Below are 18,131 nucleotides of genomic sequence, written 5' to 3' on the forward strand. Positions count from 1 at the left end.
TTATTAAAAATTAAGAGTTAACCCAAACGTCCATTTTTCCGGTAAAGGATACGCTTTTCCACCATCTATCCCGTAATCCATATCCACAACCTCGGGATCTGTGCCGGAATAATTTGACCAAGTCCAAATATTTTCACCCGTAACAAATAAGCGGATTCCACTAAAATAGAATCTCTTAGCCCATTTCTCCGGTAAATTATACCCTAAAGTAAGTTGCTTTAATCGAAGCATATTCACTCGTTCCACGTTGGAACGCAACTCCGGGTAAGTTATAGAGGCTCCCAAACGCGGCAAATCCGTCACGTCACCCTCCTTTTCCCAAAACGTAGTCTTGGGCAAATCACGAAATATCGGACCGTCAATACTAAAAGGTGACGAATAACTTACCGCGTTGATCATCTTCCGTCCCAAAGAATAATTGAAAAGAATATTCAAATCAAAATTCTTCCACGAAATTTCATTTGCCCATCCGCCGTACGCTTTAGGCAAGGCACTACCGATATAAAACATATCATTATCATTTATCACGCCGTCACCATTTACATCCTGAATCTTCCTCTCACCTACCATACCACTGATTTCACCTTGAACCCGATTCAAATAAATAGGATAACCTTCGTTATTATAGTAAACCGGGACTTCTTTTTCATTCTGGAAATACCCGTTATCATTGAAAACATATACCCCAAACAACCCTCGTTTCAACACGTTATCAACCATATCCTTACCGTTGTACGTGTCGACCAATTTATTCCAGTTCCGGGAAATATTCAATCGGGTTCTCCACCTCACTTCACTTTGCCGGAAAATATCCGCCTTCAAATCCAATTCTACTCCTTGGTTGGAAATCTCCCCGGAATTTCTCTTGAAACTATCCAGCACATTCATATCCCCAAAGGGGGGAACATCTGAAATCAACGAGTAGGTCAATTTGTTATAGTAATCAAATTTAACATTCAACCGATACTCGAACAATTCCAGATCCAAACCGGCATTATATTGTTTCGTTTTCTCCCAAGTAAGATCGGGAGCAATAGCCTGTAGCGATGTCATTCCCGGTTTACCCTGGAATAATCCGTTTTTATACATCAACCCGTACGCCATATAGGCTTCTTTAAATATTTGACCGGACTTTCCCCAACTCAAACGTAATTTTCCGCTATTCAACCATGATACATCCTTTAAAAAAGCCTCATCCGCGAAATTCCAACCGAAGGCTATTGAAGGGAAGTTTGCCCAACGTACATTTGCCCCGAACGTAGACGACCCGTCCCGACGGAAAGCGAACTCCGCGATATACAACTTCTTGAAATTATAACTCAAACGACCGAAATAACTCAACATCGTCTTTTCTTGGAAATCGGAAGAATAATCCGTTCTGGATTCCCAGCGCGGTTCGTAGCCCTCAGGCTGATAATTCGCGACACCCCCAGGACCAGAGTACCAATAGACATTATCATTCGGACCCTCGTAGCCGATGCCTTTGTTATCAAAGCTCTGTTCTTTAGAAATATTAAAACCTAACAAAGCCTCCACCGTGTGTTTCCGCGCAATCTCTACCCTATATTTCAACAATTCTTCATTCATTAATGAAATACTCCGGGAAATTTGTCCCGCCGAAGAATTACGATGAAGCGCTCCATCCAAAATACTCGGTCTAAATTCATTTACATTGAACTGCGCGTAATCTATCGCACCGACACCCGAGAGTGTTAACCCTTTCCACAGTTGAAATTCCAAGTTCAAACTACTGATTAAACGATAATTATCATTGCGGGACACCGTATGGTTGATCTTTGCCAGAAATTCGTCGTTGATCTTACCGTGCCCGGGAAATAAAGTAGTCTGTGAAGCGGGATCTACCGTCATTCCCTCAATATTACGCCGTCCCCCTCCACTATTCAAATTCCGGCTTTTATCCATATATGCCATGTAAACTTGTGCCGCAGCCGTCATAATCGGTGCCGGCTTGGCACTTAAATTCACCATCAAATTCGCCCGGGAATAATCGCTGCTCAACATGATACCTTTTTCATTATAATACCCTGCTCCTATCATGTATTGTATCTTATCGGATCCTCCGGAAGCCTGAATATTGGCATTAAGAACCTTGCCCGTCTGGAAACTATACTTGTACCAATTCGTCTGGTTATTATAAAATGGATTCAAGCTATCTTGAAGAATAGTATGATCCATTGCCGATCCGGAATAACCGTTTCCCCACCAAGCATCATATCCGCCATCTCCCTGTCTGTAAGCATCTTCATAAGAAGTGGGATATCTGTTCAACTGCGTGTAATCATCGTATATCGCATCTAGGCTATGCCGTAAATTATATATCTTGGTCATTCTCTCCAAACGTCCTCCTGTCTGCTCGGGCGTAACCGGCAAAAAAGAGGCGGTATAAGAAAGGTTAACAGAAAACTTTGCCTTTCCGGCTTGTCCTTTTTTCGTCGTAATCAAAATCACCCCGTTCCCGGCACGCGAACCGTAAATTGCCGCTGCTGCCGCATCTTTCAACACTTCCACGGAAGCAATCATCGAGGGATCCAAATCCGATAATGTATTTGTACCTGTAGTCGGGGAATTAAACGAAAACATCGGAACTCCGTCCACCACGTACAAGGGTTGCCCGTCCGTGGCACCTTCTTGCATCAGGGAATTATATCCCCGCACGGCTACCCGGTTACCTCCCGCACCCGGAGCTCCCGACTGGTTCACGATATCCACACCTGCCATACGCCCTTGCAACATACTCAATATACTATGCGAGGGAAGTTCCTTCATCTCGTCCGCCTTGATAGAAGTAATTGAACTCACCACCTCTTTCTTGTTCTGGGTTCCGTAAGCACGGATCACCACCTCGTCCAAATCCGTCACCTCTTCTTCCATTTTCACGACAACAGGTTTTCCCGCTTCGTAAGCCACTTTCTGGTTTTTGTACCCGATGAATGACAACAACAGCGTCCCTTTCTCCTTCGTCAGAAGAATTTTAAACTTCCCGTCTGAATCGGTAGCCGTACCGATCGTCGTTCCTTCCTGCAACACGGTAACCCCGGGTAACGGATTCGCTTTCCCATCAATCACTCTCCCTTCCACGATAAATCGTTTACCCTCCGGTTCCTTGTACCGGATCATAATATAAATACCTTCCGTCTTGTAAGAAAAAGGTTTCTCCTTTAACACCGAATCCAGTATCTCCAACACGTTCTTCCCTTCCACGTCCAGAGTCACCTTGTAAAGTTTTGTGTCCTCGTAGTTAAACACGAACTTGTAGACATCCGCCTTTTCCAGCGCATTGAATACATCTGACAAAGGCACGTCTTTCCATTTAAAACTCAATTTCTTTTGCTGACCGAACACGACTGACGTCATGCAAAACAAACTTAAAAAAAGAACCAAGTGGACATACATCATGTGTTTCACCCGATTACTCGTTTTTCGCCCTCTGGTATGAGGTGAAATCGATTTTTTTTCCATACATTTGTAGTTAAAATTAAACATGTTCATCTTTCCGATGAACTGAATTATTACAAAGGGGATAGGTTACGACTATCCCTTTTATATTAGAATCAGTCCTCGTCTATTTATCTATTACAAGGAAACGGTTACCGTTTTCCCTCTTACTTCAATTTGCAATTTCCCCGTTTCATTCAGACGCTCCAGTACCTGTTCCACCGTATCTTTCCGATTAGCCCAAAATTTAAACCGGTAATCCTTCACTTCGGGATTCTGATAGAAAACGGTAAAATCAAACCACCGTCCCAACTCACTCAAAATATCTTCCAACCGCACATTATTATAATAGAAAAAACCCTCTTTCCACGACACGTATTTCAACACATCCACGCTTTCCACGTAAAGGCTGTCCCCGTTGTATGAAGCGTTTTCACCCGGTTTCAAGATCACTCCCGCGCCATTCCCGTTTTTATTCACCGCAACACGACCTTCAACTAAAGTAATATTCACCTCCCGCCTCTCGTAAGACTGCACGTTAAACTCCGTTCCCAACACACGAGTACACAACTCGCTTGTTTCTACCACGAAAGGATGTTTTTCATCGCGTTTCACCTCGAAATAAGCCTCTCCCTTCAAATAAACTTTCCTTACTGAATCACGAAACGCCACCGGGTACCGTAATTCCGATTCGGAATTGATCCACACCCGGGTACCGTCATCCAGTACCAATATATACTCTCCGCCGCGGGGAACCTGTATCGTGTGAAACTCCTCCGGACGGATAGTATCGTGTAATATCCTCATGTATTTCAATCCTCCCACGGAATCAATAACAATACCTTGGGACCCCAAAGTATCGCTATCGTTCAGCGTCGAAGAAGCCAAAATATATTCTTCCCCTTTGCCGGTAATCAGTTTCACCACATCTGTTCCCGCTCTTAGAGCCAATTGAGGTATTTCCCCGGAAGTATTTTCCTTTTGTTGATAATAAATGATTACACTCGCAACTATCAATATAGTTATTGCGGCAGCAACTCCCGTTACTATATGCCGGATATGATTCTTTCTTTTCCGTGCCACCATTCTCCGCTCCAACAACCGCCATTGGTAATTCTCGTCCACGTTCAGACTTTCCGCTTCCCGCATACCCGCTTCCCGAAAACGTCGTAATTCTTCTAATAGCTCACGGTGATCTTTCTCCTCCAACCAAGCTTTTACCTCCCTATCATCATGACATTCTACATGCTGTAACACGTGCAACGCAAATTCTATATCTTTATCTTTAAAGCCGTCCTGCATACTTCTAGTGTATTATTTTATACTAACACGCTCAACGACTAAAAACGGGTGATGTCAATGACTACTTTTTTTATTTATTTTTTGGAAGAAAGTATAACCAGCAGCAAAGAATAATCGGAATACTCTTCTCGAAGAATCCGTAAAGCTTTGTTTATATGTGTTTTGACCGTATTAATAGAAATCGCTAACGCATCTGCTGTCTCCTGATACTTTTTCCCGTCAAGGAAACACATTCTGAACACGACCTTCGTTTGACCGGGTAGTTTCTCCACAGACTGCCGCAAACGCTCGATCAGAAGTTCATATTCCATATATCCCTCATCCGTCGCTTCATCCTTCAATCGCAACTCTTGATTAAAACGCTCCCTCACTTTCTTATGCCGGAGCAAACTCACGCAATGATTACGTACCAATGTATATAGTAACGGAAGAACAGATTGGGTACGTTCTATCTTCTCGAAATTAACCCACACTTTTTCAAACACATCATTAACAGCATCTTTTGCAGCCTCCTCATCATTCAAAAAACTATAGGCATGATAACACAGGCGAATATAATTCTCCCGAAATAACTGTTCGAAAATCCCTTTATAATCAACCGATCTTATCATGCATTCTCACATATACGACACAAATATATAAATATAAAATAAACTGAAAAAACTTTTTTCTTTATCACTGTCAAATTGACATCATAAATTCACCAACTTGACACCACTTCCTTGTTTGGCATATCTTTTGTCTGTCTTTGCCCGTGAATAGAACAGCTATTTTCAAATAACCGATTTCTACTCATTATAAATTTATTGTTTTAATTATTAAATTATCAGGAGGATTTATTATGGGTGCCGCAGGTAACAAAAAACCGAAAAAAAGCAAAGACAAAAAACATGTACCATCTTACGTGGCAGAAGAAGCCACGCACGAAACACCGCTGAAAAACAGAAAAAGCAAATAGGTGCGTGAATCATAAAAAAAGGTGTGGCGAATAGATTTTTGCCACACCTTTTTTTACTATCTTACGATATCTATATCCCCCGTCCACACGTGAAATATCGTTCACGGACAACCATAAAATCACAGAATCCATAAATTATTAAACTTTTTTTAAAGCGAGAAATTGAACCCTCTCGCTCTTATTGCCGTATATGCCATAGAATTTTGATACTCTATCACTCATTCTTTCATCAGACTAGCGGAAAAGAGGGGGTTGGGAATACGAGAAATTCACAAACTAAACTAATTAAACAAAATAAAAAAGAGACGCTATGAAAAAAGTTATTTTTTTATTGGCAATGACTACATTCCTTTTCAGTGACTTTGCCATGCAGGCACAAACCAAAAAAGAAATAAGGGAAAAGAGAAAAGCACACAGGGCATGTATGCGTATGCACCGGAAAATAGTACGCGAACAACAAAATATGATCGCTTATCAGGACGCAGTAAAAGCCCTCAAGAACAACAGTTGGGTATTACAAGCCAATACCCTATTCAACAACTTCGGGGCAGCAATACCTGTTACCAACAACACGAACTTCGTGGCCATGGACAACAATCAGGTATCCGTACAGTTGGCATTCAACGGGTTTAATCCCGGACCGAACGGATTGGGCGGAATCACGCTGACCGGCTGGCCTTCCAGCATCAACCAAAGAGTGGACAAAAACGGTAACATCACCTACACGTTCAACGTCATGGGAGCCGCTTTATTCGCGCAAGTAACCGTACGCATGAGTTATGGAAGTAACTACGCTACCGCAACCGTAACCTCGAACACGAACGGTCGTGAACTGACCTTCTCCGGTAACTTGGTTCCGTACAGCCAATCGAATATATTCCAGAGCGGATTTAGTTTCTAAACAACTATATAAAATACTCTCGTTTAATATTCAATTACTCAATTTCACACGTGAAGAGGGCGTTTTTCGAACGCCCTCTTTGGTTTATAAAGTTTGTAAGGTTCATAAAGTTTATAAAGTAACGGAGTCTTTCGTGCAAAATCCCATGGTAAATCAATGGTAATACTACCCCTCCGCCAGAGCGCAAACAGAACACAAACATAACAACCATACAGGGGAATATAGTTGCTACGTTTGAGCTCTGACAAAGCCACGAAGAAGATAGAGCATTACCCTATAATCAGGTTAGCAATATGTATAATTTAAAACATATGTAACCGACAACAGCCAAACACACCCCGGATCGAGTTCTCCCCGAAACTCAATCTAAAATCCAAAATCATTAAATCCAAAATCCGCAACCTCCTTATTGCCGTAAATCTTCGGTGGTAATATTTGAAGGCAGGAATTTAGTCGCGTCTCCGCCATTCATGAATATATCCCGAACGATCGTGGAACTGATAAAAGTATGTTCGGGCGACGTCAGCAAGAATACGGTCTCCACATTGGAATCCATCGCCTTGTTAATCTGTCCCACGGCACGCTCGTACTCGAAGTCGGCAGCCGTGCGCAGTCCCCGGATGATAAAACCGGCATTTTGCTGCTCGCAAAAATCAACAGTCAACCCGGAATAACTCATCACGCTTACTTCTTTCACGTCTTTGAAGACTTTCTCAATAATAGCGATACGTGTATCGACATCCAAGAACTCCTGCTTTACAGCGTTAATACCGACAGCAACAATGATTTTATCGAAAATTTTCAACCCTCTTCTCACGATCTCCTCGTGACCAACCGTAAACGGATCAAAGGATCCCGGAAACACAGCAATTTTTTCCATGACGTATTATTTATAATTCTTCCGATGTTTAGAAGTAAAACATCCGATCTCAAGTTACAAATTAAAATCATCTTTGTCAATTATCCAAAAATTTGTTAGTTTTTCTTTGATTTTTCATGAGTATTATTAGGAAAACTCTTTTTTTTTGAATAGATTTGAAGCATTAAAATAGAATAAACACATAACAATTAAATTCTTATAAAACATGGCACGAAAATTACTCATTAGAGATTTGACATTGAGAGACGGTCAACAATCTTCATTCGCGACTAGAATGAATCAAAACCAAGTAGACCGCGTGTTACCTTTCTACAAAGACGCAAAATTCTATGCGATGGAAGTATGGGGTGGTGCAGTACCCGACTCCGTGATGCGTTATTTGAACGAGAACCCGTGGGATCGTCTGGAAAAAATCAAAGCCGTTGTAGGTGATGTTTCTAAACTGACCGCCTTGTCAAGAGGTCGTAACCTGTTCGGTTACGCTCCCTATACCGACGAAATTATCGAAGGCTTCTGTAAAAACGCCATCGAGTCCGGTTTAGGAATCATGCGTATTTTCGATGCTTTGAACGACGTGAACAACGTGAAATCGACCATCAAATACGTGAAGAAATACGGTGGTATGGCTGATTGCGCGGTTTGTTACACGATTGACCCGAAATACCCGAAACTTAGCCTGATGGATAAGTTGAAAGGTAAAAAGAACCCGGAACCCGTGTTCACGGACGAGTACTTCTTGAATAAAGCAAAAGAAATGGAAGCTCTCGGGGCTGACATGATCACGATCAAGGATATGAGTGGTCTGATTAACCCGGCACGTATCGCCGAATTACTTCCGCTTTTCAAGAAAAACCTGAAAATCCCGGTAGACTTCCATACCCACTGTACTCCCGGCTACGGACTTGGAGCCGTACTTTCCGCTATCGTGCACGGGGTAGATATCGTGGATACCAATATCTGGAACTTCGCGGGTGGTCCTGCCGCTCCGGCTATCGAGTTGATTTATATCTTCTGCCAGAAATTAGGCATAGAAATGGATGTAAACATGGAAGCCGTTGCCAAAATCAATAAAGAGTTGTACAACATCCGGAAAGAGTTGGAAGCGTTCGACGCCGTTAAACAATTCCCGAATCCGTTCAACCCGCTCACGGACACGCTTCCTGCTAACATAGACAAGCTATTCGACGACGCTATCGCCGCTGCCAAGAACAACAACGAAGAAGCATTGTTACAAGCTTGCCACGCTATCGAGGCATACTTCAACTTCCCGAAACCGAACGAGCTCGTGAAAAAAGCCGAGGTTCCCGGTGGTATGTACACCAACATGGTAGCCCAATTGAAACAATTGAATTCTATGGATATCCTCGAGGATGCCATGAAGTTGATACCGACTGTTCGTTTAGCAGCAGGTCTTCCTCCTCTGGTAACCCCGACCAGCCAGATCGTGGGTGCTCAAGCCGTGAACTGTGCTTTGGACGTGAAGAACGGAAAACCGATGTATTCCAACACGTCTAATCAATTCGTCGCGTTAGTGAAAGGGGAATACGGAAAAACTCCCGTTCCGGTAGATCCGGAATTCCGTCTGAAAATTGCCGGAACTCGCGAGGAAATCCCGTATGACACTTCCAAATATCAAATGCAGGAAAATCCCGTGTTGACAGAATTTGGTGGCGTAAAACTTGCCGAGAACGAGAAAGAAGTTCTTTTGTTGGAACTTTTCCCCGCTGTAGCTAAAACCTTCTTGACGAAACAGAAAGAAGCCCGCTACCAAGCAACCCATAAAGAAGGACAAGCACAACAAAAAGAAGATGTTCAAAAAGACGAGCCTATTACCGGAAAAGTAGTAGAAGCACCTATGCCGGGAAATATTTTCAAGATTCTGGTAAAACCCGGAGATACCGTATCCAAAGGTCAGAACGTACTTGTACTCGAAGCCATGAAGATGGAAAACAACATAACATCCGATTATAACGGTAGAGTAAAACGTATTCTTACCCAAGAAGGTAAATCGGTTAGCGCCGGAGCTAAATTGATCGAAATCGAAATTTGATTAAAGATTCAAATACTGGAAAAGGAGCTGCAATAGCTCCTTTTTTTGTTTAATACCCTCCCCCCTTGAAGAACGTTCATCTCACTTCAAATAAATAAAATAAAACAAGATATTAATTTTATTCATTTATACATTCATAATATTGATTATTTAATTACCTTTGTTGCAAATAATAATCCGTATTATGAATACATCAAAGAAACGATTACCCCTAAGATGTCCGGCATGCGACTCCACGCTAAAGGTCGGACGACTCTTTTGTGAAGAATGTGACACGGAAGTGTGCGGTTCATTCGAGCTACCGGTATTAGCCAGACTGACGGAAAACGAACAACAATTTGCCATTGCTTTCATAAAGTCCAGCGGCAGCTTGAAAGACATGGCAAAAAACATGGGAGTCAGTTACCCCACGGTGCGCAACGTACTGGATGATCTGATTGACAAACTAAATAAAATGGAATAGCTATGAAAAAACAACGACTCAATTTATTGTTCAATCCTTTCGCACGAATAGCCGGCTACTCGGCATTAGGATGGGGTTTCCTCGGTATTGTGCTTGCCACCTTACTCTCCTATTCCACCGGATTACATTATCACGGGCTATTACACTTTGGTTGGGCACCCAATCCGGCATGGTGGTGTTTCGCCGTCGAACATCTGGTGATATGGCTTATTCCTGCCATTCTGTTTTACCTCGAGGGATTATTACTTTCTCGCTCCCGCATCCGTATTGTCGATGTCTTGGGAACTGTGGCATTCGCTCAATTGCCTTTTATTATCATGAACCTTTTCTACTTTATACCTTCGCTCCGGTTTATGACACAACTCAACCCGAACGCTCTATCCATACAGGAATTACTTGCACAACCGGAATTTATAAAAGGCGTATGGTTCTCTTTATTTTCCCTGATTTTCTTTGTTTGGGTACTGATATGGATGTTTCACGCGCTACGGGTGTCGTGCAACTTGAAAGGCTATCGTCTGGGAATACTCTACGCTATCGCTATTATAGGGGGTGATTTGATCTGCCGGGTGTTAATCAACTTATGCTATAATTCGTAATCACACCTTAGTTTATCTTATTATTACGGTTTCGATGAGGGAGGCAAAAGTCATTTTTTCTAAAAACTCCTCCGTCAGCTTCGCTGCCACCTCCTCTATAAACAGAGGAGGAGCTGGTGACTCATCCCGAAGACGGTGAGTAATTCAGCTCTCCCTCTGTTTATAGAGGGAAACTGGCGAGTAAGAGAGAAATGACAGAGAGCTTGCTCGTTGTCTGTCGAACGAGAGCCAGTTCGAGTCCGTTTCGGACTCAATACCCCGGAGGGGGGAGGGAGTTTAATACCGGGGAAAACCTATTTCCTCTCCGTCCTCGGCAATATACTCATCCAAGTCTTGACAATCGGTATCCTCGTCTTCCTCAAATTGTATAGAAAGATTGTTTACACGAGCGAATTGGTGACAACTTTTGAAATCGGCATAGCGTTCGTCAATCTCATCCTCGAATAATTTCCCACGATCTTCCACGGATAAATTTTCCAATTCTTCCTCGTGTTCCTGCAATATATCCAGTATAAATTCAGCTGCCCAACTACCCAATTCCCGTTCCAGAGTCCAATCGGAATTTTGTCGATCCAGAATTTGAAATATCTCTTGTAAATAGGGCGTTTCGCCCCATTCCTCGTACAATTGGATCACATCGTCCTCTTCCCCGTATTCGGTCTTTAATCTTTCAAGCAACTCATTATTCATGATTACATCTTTTTTCTTTTATTTCAATGCGCTAAAGTATGAAAATAGGTCGAAAGTTCAAAAGAACTTCCGACCTATTCGTCAAAGGCAGAACCTTTTTCTATTACATCGGCCAACCCGGATTAGGTTCAACAAGCGGTTCAAGACTCAACACACTGTTGGGAATAGGGAAATAAAGCAAATCCGGATTGTCACGTCCCACGAGAGAGGGTACCAATTCGAAGGCTTTATCGAAACGTACCAAATCCCACCAACGCTTACATTCAAAAGCAAATTCCAACAACCGTTCCTGCAAAATGGCAGCATCGTTTTCCGCGGGAGTACCGTTCACGAACGCGTGGTCGGCGTACTTCTCGCCGTAGGCACGTTCCCGGACTTCTTTCATCTCGTCGGTCGGGTCTTCGCCCAACCCGTTCTTCGCCTCCGCTTTCATCAGTAACACATCGGCATAACGGTAAAGGATAATATCGTCCACGAAATAGCGGACTCCCGAAACCACCGTCCCTCGTCCTTTCATAGCCATGGTCCCGTAATACTTCCGCTCACCCTCTACCGTCTTGTATATTTCAAGAAAAGTAGCGTCTTTCCGGCTATCGTCCGGTGCATACTGTTCCCGCAAATGTTTGGACGGTGATTGTTCCATCAATCCGCCCCCGGCACCGATAATTTCCAGTATCTCCGGTTCAATATCAGGAGAAATAGTAGCCGGAGAAATATGCATCATGTCAAAATAATTATTATCCGCCTCGTTCAACTTGTAATTGACAGCCATCAAGATTTCGTCATTCCCTTTATTCTCGTAAGCGAACACGTCTTTAAACTCCGGCAGAAGACGGATTCCGGCGATTTTCTGCACTTCCTCGCAGGCTCCCAAGGCCGTGCGGTAATCGGTTTCGCCACCGTTCTTACGGCGTGCCGTCCAAAGATAAACATCCGCTTTCAACGCGTAAGTTGCCGCTTTAGACCAATGGTTTCTGCCTGTTTCGAAAGCCGTCGAGGGAAATAATCCCAAAGCATCTTCAATATCATCCTTGATAAAGGTAAACAACTCCTCCTCGGTTGCCCTTGCTTTCTGCACTTTCGCGGGATCGTATCCCTCCATTGCTTCCGTCCGCAGGGGCACTCCGCCCCATATCTTCACCATGGTGAAATACACGAATGCCCGCATGGCATGCGCTTGCGCCAGTATCAGGTTACGTTTGGACTCGTCAGTGAAAGGAATTTCCGGTACCTTTGTCAGAAGCAAATTTGCCGCGTTCACCGTGGCATAGAATTTTTCCCACGTGGGTCCGAAACTTGCACTCAAGTCATTATCCCTGTATTTCTTGTAATTATCCCCCACGATAGCCTCCGATTCCAGCGTTTCGCTTCGCATCTCTCCCCAGATAAACATATTATCCGTCGTATTATCCCGCAGGAACACGTACATTCCCGCCAATCCGCCCTCCGCGTCCGATTCGGTTTTCCAGAAAGAGTCAGCCGTGATAACACTCGTGGGATCAACATCCAGTATGTCACACGCCCCCATGGCAAGTCCCATACTCACTCCCATGGCTATATGAATTATTTGTCTTTTCAATTTACACATGGCTCGATTCATTTAAAATGTGATAGATACTCCTGTAATAATGTTTTTCGGAATAGGATAACGCCCGTTATCTTGTCCGCCCTCTTCCGGGTTCAATCCCGAATAATTCGTGAAATAGTGAAGGTTATTCCCCGTCACGTGCATACGTACTCCGGCAAGTCCCACTTTCCGCAGCCACCTTCTCGGGAACTCGTAACTCAAAGATATCTCGCGCAAACAAAGGAAATCCCCCTTCTCCACGTAAATATTAGCTCTCTCCGGGTGATTATAAGCACTATTCCAGATATAACAAGGCATTGAAGCATCGTCCCCTTGTTCTTTCCATGAATTTACCGCCATGTTTTTCGTGAGATTCCCGTCGCCTTGCGAGTTATTGTTCATAAAGCGGGCTGCATAATTATATATCTTGTGTCCCAGCGTGTAGTCGAAACGGAACGAGAAGGTAAATCTACGGAACGAGAGTTTGCTAGAGAATCCTCCCGTCCACTTGGGATAGTAGTTTCCCAAATATACTTTATCCTTGGAATCAATCTGTCCGTCACCGTCCACATCCCGGAATATGGAGTAACCGCCGTATTTAGTCTTGTCATTACCCGGAATCATGGTATTCACGGTCGGATCTGCCTGAGCCTCCGCGTCAGTAGCGTACACACCTTCAATCACGTGACCGTAAATATCACCGACACGTCCGCCTTCCTGCAAACCGCCTACCCAAGCGTATTCACCCCGGGAAGGTACCCACACGTATTCCCCGCCGATACGGTTATTCTCGGCCCCATTCTCCGGCAACTTCAATATCTTGTGTTTCGTGTTCGTGACCGTGGCTGCCATAGTCCATTGCACGGCACTCCATCCCGGAAGGATATTAGCGTTCACTTCCAACTCGAATCCCTTGTTTTCCAAGCGTCCCAAGTTCGTGTAAATATTGGCAAACCCGGTAGAAGGCGGCAATGAAAGTTGAGTGATCAAGTTATCCGTCACCCGGCGATAGTAATCAAACAGTATCCCCACCCGTTGGTTGAACAGCCCGATATCGGCACCGACGTCAAAAGTCTTGGACTGTTCCCATTTCAGTTCCGAGTTCGGGATGACCGTGTTCTGGATGGCAGAAGTTCCATCGTAGATTTTTCCCACGGCATACGTACCCCGTGCCTGAAAATCATCCAGTCCGCTGATATTTCCCGTCACCCCGTAACTACCTCTTAATTTCAACTGGATAAAACTCAACGGCTCCCAGAATTTCTCGTTATGCACGTTCCAACCGACGGATACACCGGGGAAAAATCCCCACTTGTGGTCGTCACCCAAGTTGGACGCTCCATCGAAACGGGCACTCAGCGAAATCAGGTACCTGTCCTTGTAATCGTAATTCACGCGGGCAAAGAATCCGGCTATCGCCTGCGTGCTTTCATCCCCTTTCACGCTTTTTGCCGAAGCGGAAGCGTTCAACGTGGGAATCAAATCGGTCGCCGCTCCTTGCCCCTCGGCATTCAACGTCGATTTCTCCCTCCCGAAATAGGAGAACCCGGCTTTCACGTCCACGTTATGCGCGTCGGCAAACAGCTTATTATACCCTAACACCAAATCCATTTGTCCCTGCAACGTTTTCGTGTAATATCCTTTCGCTTCCCGTGAATCGTTAAATGTCATGGAACCGTTCCAATAAGACGGGATGAAGGAATAACCGTCCGTGGTGTACTTGTACATGGACAACTGGGGGGTAAACCTGAAACCGGGGAGAAATTCCCAGTCCGCGGCAAGTGAAAGAGAAAGGTTATCCTTACTGTTCTTTCGCTTGTCATTGTTCAAATGGTAAACGGGATTACCGATACTGCGATTTTGTCCCGGTGCCAGCGTTCCGTCCTCGTACGTGTATTTCGCAGTATGGGGCAAAGATGCCGCCCGGTAAAAAATCTGCTCGAGATTATATACCTCGTTATTACTTGAAGTGGTGTACATCATCCGCCCCGACACGTTCAGATTGTCCCGCAATTTAAGACTGCCGTTCAAGCTGAAAGAAAGACGGCGGTACTTGGTCGTGATCACCGTTCCCTCGCTATCCATGTACCCTAACCCGGCATAAAACGTAGCTTTATCGCTTCCACCCGAAACGGTCAGGTTATGCGAGTACGTGTAAGCCGTACGGTAAATCAAATCCTGAAAATCCGTATCCTTGAATATAATCGTCTTCGAGGGATCAATCGGGTCCGGCATACTCTCCCACCCCTCGTTCAACTTGTGTTTATTGGCTTCCGTCAAGTATTGCGTCGTGTAAGCCGTGTTATTCGTCAAATCGTTTCCCGTACCGAAACCGAGAGCCGAATTAAGACGGTCCAAAGCACTGGCGTTGTAGCGGGAAGCGTACTGCATACTTTTCCGGTTCATCTCGATATACTCCCGCCCGGAAGCCAGATCATATTTTTCCCCGGGTTCGGAAACTGTCAACCCGAACGAATAATTAGCCTGTATCTTGCCCGGCTTTCCGCTTTTCGTGGTGACGATCACCACACCGTTGGAAGCTCTTGCCCCATAGATAGCGGTGGAAGCGGCATCCTTCAATACTTGAAGCGACTCGATATCATTACTGTTCAAGTCGGCAAGATCGGTACGAATGATCCCGTCCACGATATAAATAGGTGCCGCCCCGTTCATGTTATTGATCGAAGTACCACCCCGGACAATCACCCTCGGCGCCGCGCCGGGTTGCCCGGACGTACTCTGCACCTGTACCCCGGAAACGTTGCCTTGCAATGCCGAAGCGAGATTGGTATAAGGCACGTTCTCCAAAGCCGAAGGGGGCAGTTTAGTGATAGCGGAGGTTACTTTTTCCCGTGCCTGTGTCCCGAACCCGACGACCACGATTTCGTCCATCCGTATCCGGGTAGGACGCAACGTCACGTTCACCGTCTTCTGGGAAGAGGACAATTTTATTGTCCTTGTTTCATATCCCAAGAAACTGAATTCAAGCAAACTATCCTGTTGCATCAGATTCAAGGTGTACTGCCCTTCGTCATCCGTGGCGGAACCTCTTGTAGTTCCTTTAATCAAAACGAGCACTCCTGCCATGGGTTCCCTGTTCTCGTCAAGAACCCGTCCTTTTATGGTACGTTGCGATTCCTTGGCCTTATCGTCTTGGGCACATAAGGTCAAAGGCAAAGCCGAGAAAAGAAAGATCCATAAAAACGAATTGGCTAATGTAAATTTAACTTTTTCCATACGATCTTCAATATTCTATTTATCAATTATTCCATAAATTCATTGTTCCTCCTTTTCCGTCAATCCAACTACTTCTCCCGACTTTATTAACCTTCATGCACACGGAAAACAGTAACCATACCTGAATATTTTTCAAAGAATATACCGAAAACAACAAAAAGCAACAATCGACTTTACCTCAACAACATACCCGAACGGACAAACGTGGAAAATGAGGAATCCCCGTCCGCACTTTGTGGAAAAATACCACACTTCGGTTTTCGCCTTCGGCGAGTTGCAGGTTATATTCGCCTTCGGCGAGTTGCAGGTTGCAGGTTGCATTTGCCGCAAGCGGCAAGTTACAAGTTGCTTTTCTAGCGTTAAAGACTGTATTCCAGCTCTCCCTCTGTTTATAGAGGGAAACTGGCGAGTAAGAGAGAACAGACAGAGAGCTTGCTCGTTGTCTGTCGAACGAGAGCCAGTTCGAGACCGGTTTCCGGGCTCAATACCCCGAAGGGGGGAGGGAGTTTATTAATTGTAGATTTAGCGATTTTACATTGAATGATTCCGGTCGCACGAGCGACGCTTCGTTAATCATTGAATCGACAATCATTGAATCACTTAATCAATAAACTCCTCCGGCACTCCGTGCCACCTCCTCTATAAACAGAGGAGGAGCTCGAATACCGCCTTGCTTCGGGAATCTTTTCAATCTTCAATCTAAAATCTTAAATCATAAATCTTAAATATTCCCTTTCTCCCGCCGGAATACAAAATATTTCTTTAACTTTGAGAGCGGCTTCTATTGTTTTCCCCCGATTTGACGGGGCAATACCCGTACTGAAATATTTATTAAATCTGACATACTATGATGAAGCGTCTTTTACTTATTTTTTGCCTCTTACCCGCGTTCGCTTTCGCGCAGGAAGAAGTTGACAGCAAATACATGATCGGCGCCGTTCCCGTGGTGGACGGTAAAGTGATGTTCAAGAAAGAAATCAAAGCCCCTAATTTGTCCAAAGATCAAATCTTCGATGCCGTGTCGGCATGGGCAAATTCCCGGTTTAAAACGGATAAAGGTAACTGGGGACAAGTCGCGTACTCGAACAAGGAAGAAGGGCAAATCGCTTGCTACGGCAGCGAATATCTCGTGTTCGCCGACAAAACGTTCTCTCTCGACCGGGCAAAAACCAACTATCGGGTGAACTTCGTTTGCTCTCCCGGCAAATGCGTCATGGAAATCACGAACATCCATTATCTCTACCCGGAAGACAGCAAAGACCGTCTGGCGGCGGAAGATTGGATCACCGATGAGCAAGCCATGAACAAGGACCGGACAAAACTGATCAAACGAATTGCCAAATTCCGTATCAAAACTGTCGATCTCGCGGAAAACTTGTTCGAGGGTGCGGAAAAGAGCCTCGGCGTGCAACCCGCGGCAGCACAAAACGTACCCACGCCCCCGGCAGTAGCCCCTCCCGCCCAAGCGGTGGAGAACATCGCTCCCGTGTCGGGTGAAGCCCTGCAAGGTTACAAGCGGATCGCTCCCGACAAGATTCCCGGAAACATCATCAAAATGCTTTCCGAAGACTGGATGCTGATCACGGGCGGGAACAACGAGAAATTCAACCCCATGACGGCAAGCTGGGGCGGACTGGGATACTTGTACAACAAACCCGTGGCTTTCTGTTTCATCTCCCCGGCACGCTACACGTATGACCTGATGGATAACGGCGACACCTACACGCTCACGTTCTACACCGAAACGTACCGCGAAGCGCTGAACTATTGCGGGCACAACTCCGGCAAGGATGCCGATAAAGTAAAGGGAGCCGGACTAACCCCTGTCACCACCCCTTCCGGCAGCAAAGCGTTCTCGGAAGCATGGATGATTATCGAGTGTCGCAAAATGATTTCCCAGACCATCAACATCGACGGCATCTCCGATCCCGAACTCAAAAAACAATGGTCGGGTAAAGCCATGCACAAGATGTTTATCGGCGAGATCTTGAATGTATGGGTGAAATGAAACTTGCCAAAGGCAAGTTT

General features: G+C 44.8%; 12 protein-coding genes. 5 read left to right on the forward strand and 7 right to left on the reverse strand.

The window, feature by feature from the left end; genetic code table 11:
- Positions 1-3 precede the first annotated feature (3 nt).
- The 3 genes from CS948_RS16780 to CS948_RS16790 form a co-directional block, all read right to left on the reverse strand.
- Positions 4-3,480: a SusC/RagA family TonB-linked outer membrane protein gene (locus CS948_RS16780; RefSeq protein WP_255302054.1), complete on the reverse strand. Its 3,477-nt coding sequence runs from the start codon at positions 3,478-3,480 to the stop codon at positions 4-6.
- Between the two features lie 114 nt (positions 3,481-3,594).
- Entirely contained in the window at positions 3,595-4,758 is a 1,164-nt protein-coding gene (locus CS948_RS16785) for a FecR family protein (RefSeq protein WP_099292922.1), read from the reverse strand.
- Between the two features lie 74 nt (positions 4,759-4,832).
- On the reverse strand, positions 4,833-5,369 hold the full coding sequence (locus CS948_RS16790; RefSeq protein WP_099292924.1) for an RNA polymerase sigma-70 factor: 537 nt from the start codon (positions 5,367-5,369) through the stop codon (positions 4,833-4,835).
- Positions 5,370-6,026: 657 nt separating this feature from the next.
- On the opposite strand from CS948_RS16790, the gene CS948_RS16800 reads away from it, so the two are divergent.
- A complete protein-coding gene (locus tag CS948_RS16800) occupies positions 6,027-6,617 on the forward strand; it encodes a DUF4251 domain-containing protein (RefSeq protein ID WP_099292928.1) in 591 nt (196 codons plus the stop codon).
- Between the two features lie 406 nt (positions 6,618-7,023).
- On the opposite strand, the gene coaD is transcribed toward CS948_RS16800, so the two are convergent.
- Positions 7,024-7,497, reverse strand: a complete 474-nt coding sequence (gene coaD / locus CS948_RS16805) for a pantetheine-phosphate adenylyltransferase (RefSeq protein ID WP_099292930.1) — start codon at positions 7,495-7,497, stop codon at positions 7,024-7,026.
- Positions 7,498-7,702: 205 nt separating this feature from the next.
- Here coaD and CS948_RS16810 point away from each other — a divergent pair, with 205 nt between their 5' ends.
- From CS948_RS16810 to CS948_RS16820, 3 genes are all read left to right on the forward strand, one after another.
- Positions 7,703-9,547, forward strand: a complete 1,845-nt coding sequence (locus CS948_RS16810; RefSeq protein ID WP_099292932.1) for a biotin/lipoyl-containing protein — start codon at positions 7,703-7,705, stop codon at positions 9,545-9,547.
- A 184-nt stretch (positions 9,548-9,731) separates the two neighbouring features.
- Complete coding sequence (locus CS948_RS16815) at positions 9,732-10,010, forward strand: DUF2089 family protein (RefSeq protein ID WP_099292934.1); 279 nt, start codon at positions 9,732-9,734, stop codon at positions 10,008-10,010.
- A gap of 2 nt (positions 10,011-10,012) precedes the next feature.
- A complete protein-coding gene (locus CS948_RS16820; protein WP_099292936.1) occupies positions 10,013-10,609 on the forward strand; it encodes a YIP1 family protein in 597 nt (198 codons plus the stop codon).
- A 276-nt stretch (positions 10,610-10,885) separates the two neighbouring features.
- On the opposite strand, the gene CS948_RS16825 is transcribed toward CS948_RS16820, so the two are convergent.
- The 3 genes from CS948_RS16825 to CS948_RS16835 all read right to left on the reverse strand — a co-directional run bounded on the left by CS948_RS16825 (position 10,886) and on the right by CS948_RS16835 (position 16,103).
- Positions 10,886-11,299 carry a hypothetical protein gene (locus tag CS948_RS16825; RefSeq protein WP_099292938.1) on the reverse strand — a complete coding sequence of 138 codons (414 nt, stop codon included), beginning with the start codon at positions 11,297-11,299 and terminating at the stop codon, positions 10,886-10,888.
- Positions 11,300-11,402: 103 nt separating this feature from the next.
- The gene (locus CS948_RS16830; protein WP_227215609.1) at positions 11,403-12,887 is read right to left on the reverse strand and encodes a RagB/SusD family nutrient uptake outer membrane protein; all 1,485 of its coding nucleotides are present in this window, start codon (positions 12,885-12,887) and stop codon (positions 11,403-11,405) included.
- 12 nt (positions 12,888-12,899) lie between these two features.
- Positions 12,900-16,103, reverse strand: a complete 3,204-nt coding sequence (locus CS948_RS16835; protein ID WP_099292940.1) for a TonB-dependent receptor — start codon at positions 16,101-16,103, stop codon at positions 12,900-12,902.
- 847 nt (positions 16,104-16,950) lie between these two features.
- On the opposite strand from CS948_RS16835, the gene CS948_RS16840 reads away from it, so the two are divergent.
- A complete protein-coding gene (locus CS948_RS16840) occupies positions 16,951-18,111 on the forward strand; it encodes a DUF4468 domain-containing protein (protein ID WP_099292942.1) in 1,161 nt (386 codons plus the stop codon).
- Positions 18,112-18,131 lie beyond the last annotated feature (20 nt).

The sequence above is a fragment of the Butyricimonas sp. Marseille-P3923 genome (assembly GCF_900184685.1).
In the GTDB taxonomy this organism is placed as follows: Bacteria; Bacteroidota; Bacteroidia; order Bacteroidales; family Marinifilaceae; genus Butyricimonas; species Butyricimonas muris.

Excerpts from the sequence above, each read along its gene's own strand:
- CS948_RS16815 (WP_099292934.1), top strand. The coding sequence starts at position 9,732 with ATGAATACATCAAAGAAACGATTACCCCTAAGATGTCCGGCATGCGAC.
- CS948_RS16820 (WP_099292936.1), top strand. The coding sequence starts at position 10,013 with ATGAAAAAACAACGACTCAATTTATTGTTCAATCCTTTCGCACGAATA.
- CS948_RS16830 (WP_227215609.1), bottom strand. The coding sequence starts at position 12,887 with ATGTGTAAATTGAAAAGACAAATAATTCATATAGCCATGGGAGTGAGT.
- CS948_RS16785 (WP_099292922.1), bottom strand. The coding sequence starts at position 4,758 with ATGCAGGACGGCTTTAAAGATAAAGATATAGAATTTGCGTTGCACGTG.
- coaD (WP_099292930.1), bottom strand. The coding sequence starts at position 7,497 with ATGGAAAAAATTGCTGTGTTTCCGGGATCCTTTGATCCGTTTACGGTT.
- CS948_RS16780 (WP_255302054.1), bottom strand. The coding sequence starts at position 3,480 with ATGGAAAAAAAATCGATTTCACCTCATACCAGAGGGCGAAAAACGAGT.
- CS948_RS16840 (WP_099292942.1), top strand. The coding sequence starts at position 16,951 with ATGATGAAGCGTCTTTTACTTATTTTTTGCCTCTTACCCGCGTTCGCT.
- CS948_RS16825 (WP_099292938.1), bottom strand. The coding sequence starts at position 11,299 with ATGAATAATGAGTTGCTTGAAAGATTAAAGACCGAATACGGGGAAGAG.
- CS948_RS16835 (WP_099292940.1), bottom strand. The coding sequence starts at position 16,103 with ATGGAAAAAGTTAAATTTACATTAGCCAATTCGTTTTTATGGATCTTT.
- CS948_RS16790 (WP_099292924.1), bottom strand. The coding sequence starts at position 5,369 with ATGATAAGATCGGTTGATTATAAAGGGATTTTCGAACAGTTATTTCGG.
- CS948_RS16800 (WP_099292928.1), top strand. The coding sequence starts at position 6,027 with ATGAAAAAAGTTATTTTTTTATTGGCAATGACTACATTCCTTTTCAGT.
- CS948_RS16810 (WP_099292932.1), top strand. The coding sequence starts at position 7,703 with ATGGCACGAAAATTACTCATTAGAGATTTGACATTGAGAGACGGTCAA.